The organism is Coleofasciculus sp. LEGE 07092, from assembly GCF_015207375.1.
In the GTDB taxonomy this organism is placed as follows: Bacteria; Cyanobacteriota; Cyanobacteriia; order Cyanobacteriales; family Coleofasciculaceae; genus LEGE-07092.
The window spans coordinates 21,692-33,717 of sequence record NZ_JADEWY010000010.1 but is presented as its reverse complement, the minus strand read 5'-3'; the positions used below and the strand labels follow the sequence as shown (position 1 = coordinate 33,717).

At 45.9% G+C, this 12,026-nt stretch carries 8 protein-coding genes; 7 read left to right on the top strand and 1 reads right to left on the bottom strand.

What is annotated here, in order from left to right; genetic code table 11:
• Positions 1 to 78 precede the first annotated feature (78 nt).
• The 5 genes from IQ257_RS04170 to IQ257_RS04150 all read left to right on the top strand — a co-directional run bounded on the left by IQ257_RS04170 (position 79) and on the right by IQ257_RS04150 (position 5,099).
• Positions 79 to 1,389, top strand: a complete 1,311-nt coding sequence (locus IQ257_RS04170) for an ABC transporter substrate-binding protein (protein WP_193872443.1) — start codon at positions 79 to 81, stop codon at positions 1,387 to 1,389.
• A 143-nt stretch (positions 1,390 to 1,532) separates the two neighbouring features.
• Positions 1,533 to 2,441, top strand: coding sequence for a carbohydrate ABC transporter permease (locus tag IQ257_RS04165; RefSeq protein ID WP_193872442.1), 909 nt, complete (start codon positions 1,533 to 1,535; stop codon positions 2,439 to 2,441).
• Between the two features lie 4 nt (positions 2,442 to 2,445).
• On the top strand, positions 2,446 to 3,318 hold the full coding sequence (locus tag IQ257_RS04160) for a carbohydrate ABC transporter permease (protein ID WP_193872441.1): 873 nt from the start codon (positions 2,446 to 2,448) through the stop codon (positions 3,316 to 3,318).
• Positions 3,319 to 3,380: 62 nt separating this feature from the next.
• Positions 3,381 to 4,451, top strand: a complete 1,071-nt coding sequence (locus IQ257_RS04155) for an ABC transporter ATP-binding protein (RefSeq protein ID WP_193872440.1) — start codon at positions 3,381 to 3,383, stop codon at positions 4,449 to 4,451.
• 96 nt (positions 4,452 to 4,547) lie between these two features.
• Entirely contained in the window at positions 4,548 to 5,099 is a 552-nt protein-coding gene (locus tag IQ257_RS04150) for a hypothetical protein (protein WP_193872439.1), read from the top strand.
• 2 nt (positions 5,100 to 5,101) lie between these two features.
• Here IQ257_RS04150 and IQ257_RS04145 read toward each other — a convergent pair whose 3' ends face one another.
• Positions 5,102 to 5,287 carry a hypothetical protein gene (locus IQ257_RS04145; RefSeq protein WP_193872438.1) on the bottom strand — a complete coding sequence of 62 codons (186 nt, stop codon included), beginning with the start codon at positions 5,285 to 5,287 and terminating at the stop codon, positions 5,102 to 5,104.
• A 108-nt stretch (positions 5,288 to 5,395) separates the two neighbouring features.
• Between IQ257_RS04145 and IQ257_RS04140 the strand changes: the two genes are divergently transcribed.
• Together IQ257_RS04140 and IQ257_RS04135 are read left to right on the top strand one after the other, a co-directional pair.
• Positions 5,396 to 10,717 carry a CHAT domain-containing protein gene (locus tag IQ257_RS04140; RefSeq protein WP_193872437.1) on the top strand — a complete coding sequence of 1,774 codons (5,322 nt, stop codon included), beginning with the start codon at positions 5,396 to 5,398 and terminating at the stop codon, positions 10,715 to 10,717.
• Between the two features lie 336 nt (positions 10,718 to 11,053).
• Positions 11,054 to 12,025, top strand: coding sequence for a glycosyltransferase family 10 domain-containing protein (locus IQ257_RS04135; protein WP_193872436.1), 972 nt, complete (start codon positions 11,054 to 11,056; stop codon positions 12,023 to 12,025).
• Position 12,026 lies beyond the last annotated feature (1 nt).

Below are 12,026 nucleotides of genomic sequence, written 5' to 3'. Positions count from 1 at the left end.
GCCAATCCATACACTAATTGTGCAGATTGAATGGCGTGGCTCCAAGTAGAAACCCAAATTAAATAGCAATAGCGTCCGATGAACATTAGCCAGCAGCTAGGCAGGCTGAAAAGAGGCTTCCCACGAATCAACCGATTCCCTCGTTTCTTAATCTTACTGGTTGCCTCTATAGCAGCGATTCAGCTTTTTATCCTGCCAGCCCTGACCCAGCAACCTGTCACGGTCAGATTTTTAGTGCAAGCCCTCGAAGGTGCTCAGTGGCAACCCTTTGTCGAGAAATTTAATGCCAAAAATCCAGACATTAATCTAGAAATCGTCGCCGGACCCAACGATACCAACCTAGTCGAAGACCTCTATACGTCAGCGTTCTTATTGGGAGATTCTCCCTACGACTTGGTATATATGGACATTGTTTGGGTTCCCAAGTTCGCCGCAGCCGGATGGTTAAGAGCCCTATCTGACCGAGTTTCTCAAGACAAATTATCAGAATTTCTTCAAGGTGACGTGGATGGAGGAACCTACGATGGAGAACTCTATCGGATGCCCTTGCGATCGGATGGGGGAATGCTTTACTACCGCACCGATTTGTTAAACCAAGCAGGATATGAACCCCCCGAAACCTTTACGGATTTGGTAAAAATTTCAAAAGATTTGCAGAAACAGGGAATAGTAGATTGGGGTTATGTTTGGCAGGGCAAACAGTATGAAGGACTCTCTGCTATGTTTGTCGAGATTCTGGAAGGGTTCGGTGCCTTTTGGGTGAACCCAGATACCCTCGAAGTCGGACTCGACCAACCTGAAGCCATACAAGCCGTTGAGTTTTTGCGCAGCACCATTGAAGAGAGAGTGTCTCCCCCCGGCGTCACTACCTATGCCGAAGAAGAAACCCGTCGTCTATTCCAAAGTGGCAAGACTGTTTTCTTACGCAATTGGCCCTACGTCTACAGTTTGGCATCCGACTCGGAAATTGCAGGTCAGTTTGCTATCAAACCCATGGTTCACACGCCAGATACCAAGAGTGGCGCTTGTCTAGGTGGATGGGGATTCGGCATTTCTAAAAGCTCCAAGCACCCCGATGAAGCGTGGCGCGTCATCGAGTATTTCAGTACTCCTGAAGCCCAAAAAGAATACCTGCTCTCTACTGGTTATGTTCCCAGTCGGCGATCGCTTTTCACAGATCCAGAACTGGTTGCCAAATACAGCTATTTACCAGAATTGCTAGAAGTGATTGAACAATCTGTCTTGCGTCCGCCGATTGCCCAATACGCTCAAGCTTCAGATATTTTACAGCGCTATCTCAGCGCTGCTTTGACTGATAGGATGAGTCCTGAAGAAGCAATGCAGGCAGCAGCTAAGGAGACTCGCAGTTTGCTGGGAAGAACAGGGTAGTAAGGATGCAGAGGAGCAGGGGAGCAGGGGAGCAGAGGAGCAGAGGAGCAGAGGAGCAGGGGAGAGAAAGTTACCTCTTTGAATACAGATTGGTCTTACATAACACTCCTACTCTGATTCTTAGTTATGAGCAACTAATAGTTATGACACAAGACACAATTGAAGCGAGAGAACGACAAATCGGCTGGCTGCTAATTGTGCCAGCCCTGCTAATACTGATACTAGTATTTGCCTACCCCATTGGACGCGCTTTCTGGTTAAGTTTATTCACCCAAAACTTGGGGACTGAGTTGCAGCCCGAGTTCTCTTTTTTGGCAAACTACGGGCGCATGATTAACGACGGGCGCTTCTGGCAGAGTATGTGGAACACTACCGTCTTTACGATGGTATCCATTTTGCTGGAATTAGTCCTAGGAATGGCGATCGCTCTTGTCCTCGATAAAGCATTCCGAGGGCGGGGATTTGTCCGCACCGTTGCCCTGGTTCCATGGGCGCTGCCAACGGCTGTCATGGGACTGGCTTGGGCATGGATTTTTAACGACCAGTTCGGTATTGTTAATGACATTCTCCTGCGTTTGGGATTGATTGACACAGGAATTACCTGGTTAGGCGATCCGGTTCGGGCAATGCTGGCATTGATTCTTGCCGATGTCTGGAAAACGACACCCTTTATTGCCATCATTTTGCTAGCAGGCTTGCAATCGATTTCCTCTGACCTTTACGAAGCCCACTCGATTGATGGTGCCAATCCTGTCCAAAGCTTTCAGAAAATTACCCTACCCCTACTCGCCCCCCAAATCCTAATTGCCTTGTTGTTTCGCTTTGCCCAAGCCTTCGGTATTTTCGACTTAGTGCAAGTGATGACAGGTGGTGGACCGGCGGGGGCAACGGAAACCGTTTCAATTTACATCTACGCCACCGTCAGGCGCTATCTAGATTTTGGTTACGGTGCCGCTTTAGTCGTCATAACATTTTTGTTGCTAGTTGGAGCCGTAGCAATTGTCGCGTTCTTCCTTTCAAAAACCCGGATTAATGTAACAGGAGGTCGATAAAAAAATGGCAGTCGCTCAAAAACCAACAGCCACAGAGAAGGGTTCAGGTATTAGCCTTCAGAGAATTGGACTGTGGGTGGGTGTGGTTCTGATTGTGGTTTTTTGCCTCGCCCCCGTCCTCTGGCAGCTCCTTACCTCTTTTAAGGTCAATGAGGCTATTTCTGCGGTTCCGAATATCTACTTTCCCAGTCCCAACCAACTCACGACTGAACACTACACCGACTTGGGTTGGAAATTTTTTCGCTATGTCTTCAATAGTGCCTTTGTTTCCTTTACTTCTACCCTTCTCTGTCTGGCAGTGGGAGCGCCGGCGGCTTACACCTTAGCTCGGTTGCGAATTCCCGGTGAACAAATTATTTTAGCTTGTGTCCTCATTATCAGTCTATTTCCCTACGTGCTACTATTTCTCGGGCTGTTAGAAGTTGTAAAAGCAGTAGGATTGGGCAATAACTACCTGGCACTGATTATTCCCTATACGGCAATAAACTTACCTCTAACTATTCTAGTTTTGCGAAGTTTCTTCCAACAGCTACCCAAAGATTTAGAAGATTCGGCAAAGGTAGATGGTTACAACACTATTCAAATGCTGTTGAAAATAGTGTTACCCATGACCGTACCCGCTTTAGTAACCACTGGAATCCTGACATTTATCTTCGCATGGAATGAGTTTATCTTTGCCCTAACATTTATTACTCGCGACAGCATGAAAACTATTCCTGTGGCAGTAGCTCAAATCGGTGGGGCTTCAGCATTTGAAATTCCCTACGGTCCGATTGCTGCTGCCACAATTGCCGGAACATTTCCCTTGATAGTGCTTGTGCTGCTTTTCCAACGTCGGATTGTTCAAGGGATTACCGCTGGTGCTGTTAAGGGGTAAAACATTGTAGAGACGTTACAACGTCTTTCTACAGTAATTTTTGTTTCTAAAACCTAAAAATCATGGCAAAGCTGGAATTAGAAAATCTACGCAAGCAATTCGGTCCCAAAATTGTTCCCGTTAAAGATATCAGTCTTGATGTTGAAGATGGGGAGTTTCTCACCTTTGTCGGACCATCAGGATGCGGTAAATCAACGACGCTGCGAATGATTGCCGGATTGGATCAACCCAGTCACGGCAAGGTACTCATTGGTGGACACAATGTTAATCCCATCCCACCTGGCAAGCGCAATATTGCTATGGTTTTTCAGAGTTATGCTCTCTATCCTCATATGACCGTAGCCGAAAACATTGCGGCGAGCCTGAAGCTACGGAAAACACCTAAAGATGAAATTAAACGTCGGGTGAATGAGGTTTCTCACAAGTTAGGTTTGGAACACTTACTCGATCGCAAACCGGGAAAACTTTCTGGCGGACAGCGGCAGCGGGTTGCCCTTGCCCGTGCGTTGGTTAGGGAACCGGATGTATTTTTGTTGGATGAACCTCTTAGTAATTTGGATGCCCTATTGCGAGAACAGGTACGGGCAGAACTCAAACAACTCTTTGAGTCCCAAAATAAACCTGTGGTTTACGTTACCCATGACCAAACAGAAGCGATGACCCTATCGACTAAAATCGCTGTACTTTATGATGGGGTCTTGCAACAACTTGACCCGCCCCACCGAATTTATTCCCGCCCAGCTAACCAGTTTGTTGCAGGTTTTATGGGCAGTCCCCAGATGAACTTACTGACTCTGAACTGTCAGGGGAATTGCGCTGTTTTAGGTGACTTTAAAATTAATTTGCCAGAATTATCCACTGTACCCTCTCAAATCGTGCTAGGCATCCGTCCCGAGGATGTTCGTCTCGATACATCAGACGATTTCCAAACGATTCAGGGTCAAGTGTATTTACAGGAAGACTTAGGAAAAGAAAAGCTGATTAGCGTGCGGGTTGATGGGTCGGATCAGGCGGTGCGTGCGTTGCTACCCGCCGATCAACACTGGGAAGGAGAAGCGATAACCCTTGCTATATCTGCCAAAGCGACTCACTGGTTTGATGTCAACTCAGGCGATCGCCTAGGCAATCACTAACTAATTCTAAAAAATTAATCGTGCGATAGTCTAGGGGCATGGCAATGTCATGTCCTATGCTTTATTTTAGATGGGTGAATACGTGAATTTGCAAAAATGGATTTACTGGCACTCGATCCCAGCCAAGTTGATATTATTCTGAAATACCAACCTCAGCTAGAGACGCTAGGGGTTAACCTTGAGGACGAAAGCCTGCAAGAGACTATCAACGGCTATCCGTACAATTTAGAAAGTGCGATTCAAGCGTTTATTGAGTTTTCAGCTAAGGGGAAACTGGAGAAACCTAACCTTTATCTTATCAAAGCCTTAAGAAATGGATGGAAACCTCGAAACTCTTCAACAGCCCCCCATCTACCTGTTCGCACTGTTGCTGATTTTGACACAGGGCAGAGTCTGGAGGAACGCATTGAGAATTATCGGCAATTGTGCGAAATAGTCAAGAATCATTGCCATCGTTCTAAAAAAATCACTCGTCCGTCTAAACCCCGGCGTAATAGGAGTCTATCCTCTCAAAGACCTGATGCTGCTACGGTGGAAGAGTTCATGGCAGATTCAATCCTTCGACCTGAAATGGAAAAGGCTATTTTGCAACATCCTGAGTGGGGTTACGAGATTACGGCTGATGGCGTTCGAGAAATTGAGTTTTGATCTTAAGTACTTCGGTACAAATAAAACTCATCAATTTCGTTGTCAGGAAAGGGGAGTTTTTCCGTTTTACAATTATCTAAATCAGCAATAATCTCAACGCCATCGATAGGCATTTTATCGAGATTCATCCAGCCTGGTAAAGTATTTTTCCCACATCCCAGGTGAAGGCGTTTAATATCTGTTATCATTAAGGTCTTACTTGACTTTGACAGCTAAAAGTGTATGTCTCTGTCTAGAAAAAATAGGGTCATCTAATTGTTACTAATTGTTAAGAATAGTACCCCCGGAGGGTTCCCATGGTAGCACCTATTTCTATCGTCATCACGACCTATAACCGAGAGCGTTACCTGGGCGCGGCGATTGAAAGCGTTCTCTGGCAAACAATGGGTGATTTTGAGCTGTTGGTTTGGGATGACGGCTCAACGGATGGCTCTGTTGAAATTATCCACGAGTACGCTAAACGCGATCGCCGAGTTCGGGTAGTGGCAGCAGAACATCAAGGACGGGTGTTGGCGCTCAAAGCTGCGATCACGCAAACTACGGGAACCTATATCGGTTGGGTAGATAGTGATGATATTTTAGCTCCGGCAGCTCTTCAGGAAACAGCGGCTGTACTTGACGCTCAGACTGCTGTGGGCATGGTTTACACCGACTATTTAACCATGGAGGAAAGCGGTAAAGTTAGAGGTTACGGCAATCGTTGCCACATTCCCTACTCTAAAGACCGACTCCTGCTGGATTTCATGACCTTTCACTTCCGGTTGATTCGCCGCTCCGTTTATAACCAAGTGGGAGGGATTAACGAGTCGTTTCACTATGTTGAAGATTACGATCTGTGCCTGCGCCTCTCTGAGATGACTGAGGTACGCCACATCCAGAAGCCTCTCTACTATTACCGCAATCACTCAGATAATATATGCCACCAACATCAAGCGGAGCAAATCCTCCAGGCTCACAAGGCAGTTGCTAGGGCGATCGCGCGTCGTAGTTTGGTTAACCGCTCAGGGACAACCTCTAAACCACTACAGCCTAGTTTAATCCGAGTAGCAGCAAGCGGGATACTCTCCCTAGCCGCACTTCCTCTGATGGCTACCTTCGCCATTAACCCAGCGCAGGCGCAAATTACCTCGGCGGGAGATAGCGCTAATACTATTGTCTCACCCCATGGCGATCGCATTGATATTACGGGCGGTCAAATGTCTGGAGATGGCGCGAATCTCTTCCAGAGTTTTAATCAATTTGGACTCAACGAAAATCAGATTGCTAATTTTATTTCTCAACCCTCGATTCAGAATATTTTGGGGCGTGTTATCGGTGGCGATCCTTCTATTATTAATGGTCTAATTCAAGTCAGTGGCGGTAACTCTAACCTTTTTCTGATGAACCCCTCTGGCATTATCTTCGGTTCACAAGCCAGCCTGAATGTTCCAGCAAATTTTACAGTGACTACTGCCACAGGTATTGGTTTTGAAGGTGGTTGGTTTAGCGCCGTTGGCTCCAATGAGTATACCAATCTCATAGGAAATCCCAACGCCTTTCAGTTTGATATATTGCAACCCGGAGCCATTATTAATGCAGCTAATCTAGCTGTACCAGCAGGACATAATCTTTCTCTTCTTGGGGGAGAAGTGATTAACACTGGCACAATACAATCTGTCGGTGGCACGATTACTCTAGCAGCCGTTCCTGGCACGAGTCGAGTTAATCTTAGCCAACAGGGGCATATCCTGACCTTAGAGTTGCAACCCAGTAATAATCAGTCATTCATCACACCTCTCATGTTGCCAGAATTGCTCACGGGTAGCAACGTAGAGACGGGTTTAGTGAATAACAATAACGCGGTTCAAACTGCCGCAGGCACTGTAATTCCCACTCAAACCGGAACGGCAATTGTCTCTGGAACGTTAGATGCTGCGGCGTCCCCCAACGGACAGGGAGGTAATGTGGATGTCTTTGGTTCACAAGTTGGTTTCGTGGATCAAGCTCAAGTTAATGTTTCTGGTGATACGGGTGGGGGGACAGTCCGAATTGGGGGAGAGTATATGGGACAAGGAACAGTCCCCAATGCTCAGATGACGGTGGTGGATAGTGATGTGGTCATTGATGCCGACGCTGAAGTCAATGGGAATGGCGGAAGGGTTATTGTCTGGTCAGATGATTTTACTCGTTTCTGGGGAACGATCACAGCGCGTGGTGGAACTCAAGCAGGTGATGGTGGCTTTGTTGAAACATCCGGTGAAAACCTGTTAGAAGCAATAGGTGGGTCAGTGGATGCTAGTGCGACCAATGGATTACCCGGTTTATGGTTACTTGATCCTCGCAATGTGACCATTACAACTGCTGCGACTAGTGGGAGTCCTTTTACTGGCGGAATTTTTACACCACCTGTTGATGACGCTATCATCAGTGTCGATGAGATTCTAGCGGCTCTTGATGCGGGAACAAGTGTCACGATTACAACAGGAACGACAGGAACTCAAGATGGTAACATTACCGTCGCTGCTGCCATAGATGGTCTAACATTAAGTCCTGACAATGTGACGTTAACCCTGAGTGCAGCAAATGATATTTTTGTCAATGCCCCAATCACGAATGCTAGTACTATTCATGTTCTCAATCTTGAGTTTTTAGCTGGGGGTAATATTGATGTCAATGCTGATATTACAACAGCAGGTGGCAGTATTAATTTCATGAGCAGCAGCGGTTTAATTGATACGGCTGGAGGAACGTTAAACTCTAGCTCAACTTTTACGGATGGTGGTGCGATTACTCTTGAGGCTCTGGTTAGTATTACCACAGGGGATATTAATTCTAGTTCTACTGTTTTTTCTGGGACAGATAGAGGTGGAGCGGTCACTTTAATGTCTGATGGTGACATTACAACAGGAGAAATCAACTCCTCTTATAATGCGAGGAACCCTTATGGCTCTGAAGGCGGTGCAGTCAGCGTAATTAGCTCTGGAGGAAGTATTGAAACAGGAGAAATTAATTCGTCGTCTACGAATGACTCTACTTTTGGGATAGGAGGTGCCAATTCCCAAGGTGGTTCAGTAGAATTGGATGCCGCAGGATCTATCACAACTGATGGAATTAATTCTTCTGGTAGTAGCAATGGCGACCTAGACAGCATCGGTAGCTCAGTCATCATCAAAGCACGAAATGATATCAACGTATCAAATACAATTAACTCTTCAGCCTCTTCCTCAGATTTTGCTTTTGAAGGATCTTCTGCTTCGGGTTCTGCAACGGGTGGGCAAGTTCAGTTAAATTCTACAGCAGGGGGTATTACTACACAGGAAATCAATTCTTCAGCATTTTCTTCGGCTTTTAGTTCTGGAGGTTCTACTAGTTCGGATTCTGCCACAAGTGGTCTAGTTAACTTAACCAGTCAAAATACTATTACAACAACAGGTGAAATCAATTCGTCAGCGTTTTCATCAGCGTCAGATTCTACAGGAACGGCAACAGCTAACTCAGTGACTTTAGAGGGAAGCAGTATTATATTTGACAGCATTGACACCTCAGCTTTTTCTGAGTTAGCAGATGGTAGGGGTGGTGATGTTAGCATTACTGCAAATGGAATTCCTGACGGCGTGATTCAGGGAGTGGGGACACTGACAGAGACAAGTATTACGATCCTCACAGAAGGAAATACTCAGTCTGGCACGGTAGGAATTACTCACAATGGTGGAATCGACAATGAGTTATTTACTGTGGGAGATGCGAGTATCAATGGGACAGTAGGTGCAATTAATGCTGGCGAAAGTAATACCATTGAACCCACTCAGCAATTTCCAGATTCGGGGACGGAAATTCCAGATGACATTACTTCGGCTCAAGGTAATATCAGTATTACTTTTATCAACCAATCTCCAACCCTGACAGCAGAGTCATTAGTGTTACCGACTCTAGAGGTTAATGAATCGATTACCTTTAAGTTATCCGATTTAGGACTGGATATAGAGGATTTAAACGGCGACAATACCACCCTCCAAATTACAGACATTACCAGCGGAACTTTAACCCTAGAAGATGGGACTCCAGTAACCTCGGAAACCGAACTCTCTATTGATGACATTTTGGTCTACACGCCACCAACAGATGAGACAGGTGAGCTTCCAGCATTCACGATTATTAGTAGCGATCGCGTTTCGGTTTCAGAGGAGTTAAAGGTTAGTGTGAATATAGCTGAACTCCCTGAAGAAATGCCACCGGAGGAAATGCCACCGGAAGAAATACCATCGGAAGAAATACCAGATGATGATGGCACACCATTAAACTGCACAACTGATAACCAGCCACCCCTCGCCTGTACAGTCCTTCCAGAGGAGAAACCGATAGAAGCTCTGCCAGTACCAGAAACGCTTTCACCCAGTACACCCATTAAAACTGAAAGTGAAGCGCGGGAAATTTTAGCGGAAATCGAAAGGGCAACGGGAGCGAAACCCGCACTTATTTATGTCACTTTTGTACCGACAGAAATTTCCATAAATTCTGGTTTTACTGGATTTGAAACCAGCAATACTGAGGCGTTTGATGATTATCTAAACCGTTCGCAACCGAATATCACTATCGAACCCCAAGATAGCGATCAGTTAGAACTTTTAATTTTGACATCGAAGAGTCCCCCTATCCGGAAACGAATAGCGGGAGTAACACGAGGTCAAGTCTTGCGCGAGGCTGAAACCTTCCGTCGTAATATTACCAGTGTTCAAATTCCCCGCGACTATCGAACCCCTGGTCGGCAACTCTATCAGTGGATACTAGCCCCATTGGAAGAGTACTTGCAAGCTCAAGAAATTGATAACCTGACGTTCATTATGGATGCGGGTTTGCGATCGCTCCCCATGGCGGCATTGCATGATGGTAATGGGTTTATTGTAGAACGTTACAGTGTCGGCTTCATGCCGAGTTTATCGCTGACCGATACTCGTTACGTGGATATCCGGGATGTTCAAATCTTGGCGATGGGTGCTAGTACTTTTACAGAACTGAATCCCTTGCCAGCAGTACCCTTGGAATTAGGGGCGATAGCCGGTCCCCTGTGGCAGGGTAAGGCGTTTCTCAACGAGGAGTTTACCTTAGAAAATATCCAGAAAGTGCGATCGTCTCAACCGTTTGGAATTGTCCATTTGGCTACCCACGGGGAATTTAAACCGGGTAATCCTTCTAATTCCTTCATCCAGTTATGGAATAAAAAGCTGGGACTTGACCAATTGCGGCAGTTAGGATTAAATAATCCACCTACAGAACTCTTGGTGCTGAGTGCCTGTCGTACAGCATTGGGAGATAGAGAGGCAGAGTTAGGTTTTGCAGGATTGGCGATAGAAGCTGGGGTGAAGTCAGCTTTAGGAAGTCTGTGGTATGTTAGCGATGCTGGCACACTGGGATTTATGACCAGCTTTTACGAGCAGTTAAAAAAAGCCCCCATCAAAGCCGAGGCACTGCGACAAGCACAGCTAGCCATGCTCAAGGGTGAGGTGCGACTTGAGGGAGGGGAGTTAGTCGCTGGGGATCTGCGGGTTCCTTTAACGCCAGAACTCGCTCAGTTGGGAGACAAAGACTTCACCCATCCTTACTACTGGAGTGCCTTAACCCTAGTTGGCAGTCCCTGGTGAAGGAAATGGCAAGAAGCCAAACGGGTAAATAATACCCATTAAACGTGACGTGGGCAGTGTTCACCAAAACTCTGTACTACAAGCTTATGCATTACCCCTACAGGATTTCATCAGATGTGGGTAATACCTAGAGAGGTCAGTTGTCAAAATGTTTAGGCTATACTGTAGGTCATCTCACATCTTGCACCATTGTCAGTAAACCCGAAAACCCGCCCAGAGTTAAAACTCCGGGCTAATAGCTTAAGTCCATTGAAATCGACTACAACTTTTATCCAGTCGTCTTTATTTTATTTTGTATAAAAATTAACTCTCAAAACTAGAGAATTACGAGATAGCATGGGCAGAAAAATTGTCGGAATGATTAGCAGCTATACAGGGGTAAGCAAGACTGATTGGTTGTGGCAACAAACACCACATCCTTTTGGAGTCTGGGGTAACATCCAAATGCTGGCAACTGCCAAAAATCCTGACTTTTTATTGCTGTACAATTTCCACAATTTTCCAGAGTTAAATTCTAAAAAACACCAAAATAGAAGTTTTTTAAGTCGATTCCGAAAGCCATTTGGGGAGAAAGACATCGATATGCCCGCTCTTTTGCGGGGAGTTCCCAGAGAGCGGATCGTTTCTCTAGTAAGAGAGCCTCCTTTTGAAAAAATGCGTAGGAAAAGACTTGCCGAATACCAATGTGCCCAGGCTTATTGTGGGTATGTATCGGGTCCCGATAACTTTGCTCCTGTTCCTAACTATATGCCTGCCATCTGGTATCATGCCAATTCGTTTCGAGAACTCAATGAGATGGCATCACCAGAAAAGGAGAAACCCTGCTGTTGGATGACTTCTGGTATCGATCGCACGGCTGAACATCGCAGGCGTTTGAGTTTTTTGAAGCGATTAAGAGAGAGTGAGCTAGACTTTGACTTGTATGGTCGCAGGCTACCCGATTGGGCGGGTGGGTATGGACAATTTGATAATAAGTGGAATGTAATGGCTCCCTACTACTATAACTTAGCAATCGAAAACTATGCAGAGAATGAGTGGTATGTCAGCGAAAAGCTTTGGGATGCTTTGCTAGCATGGTGTTTGCCTATTTATTACGGGAGTTCTGCGGCTGATAAATTGCTGCCACCAGGAAGCTTCTTGCGATTACCCAGCCTGGATGAAAAAGGTGTTGCTTATATTCAGGAGGTGACAGCTACACTGGATGTGTGGCACGAACGTCGGGCAGCGATAGCGGAAGCCCGTCAGGTAATTCTTCACGAATTGAATTTGCTCAACTTCTTATCTAATTTAGTAGAAAAGCTGGGGTAAA

Coding starts and splice junctions, on each gene's coding strand:
- IQ257_RS04170 (WP_193872443.1), top strand. CDS start 79: ATGAACATTAGCCAGCAGCTAGGCAGGCTGAAAAGAGGCTTCCCACGA.
- IQ257_RS04165 (WP_193872442.1), top strand. CDS start 1,533: ATGACACAAGACACAATTGAAGCGAGAGAACGACAAATCGGCTGGCTG.
- IQ257_RS04160 (WP_193872441.1), top strand. CDS start 2,446: ATGGCAGTCGCTCAAAAACCAACAGCCACAGAGAAGGGTTCAGGTATT.
- IQ257_RS04155 (WP_193872440.1), top strand. CDS start 3,381: ATGGCAAAGCTGGAATTAGAAAATCTACGCAAGCAATTCGGTCCCAAA.
- IQ257_RS04150 (WP_193872439.1), top strand. CDS start 4,548: ATGGATTTACTGGCACTCGATCCCAGCCAAGTTGATATTATTCTGAAA.
- IQ257_RS04145 (WP_193872438.1), bottom strand. CDS start 5,287: ATGATAACAGATATTAAACGCCTTCACCTGGGATGTGGGAAAAATACT.
- IQ257_RS04140 (WP_193872437.1), top strand. CDS start 5,396: ATGGTAGCACCTATTTCTATCGTCATCACGACCTATAACCGAGAGCGT.
- IQ257_RS04135 (WP_193872436.1), top strand. CDS start 11,054: ATGGGCAGAAAAATTGTCGGAATGATTAGCAGCTATACAGGGGTAAGC.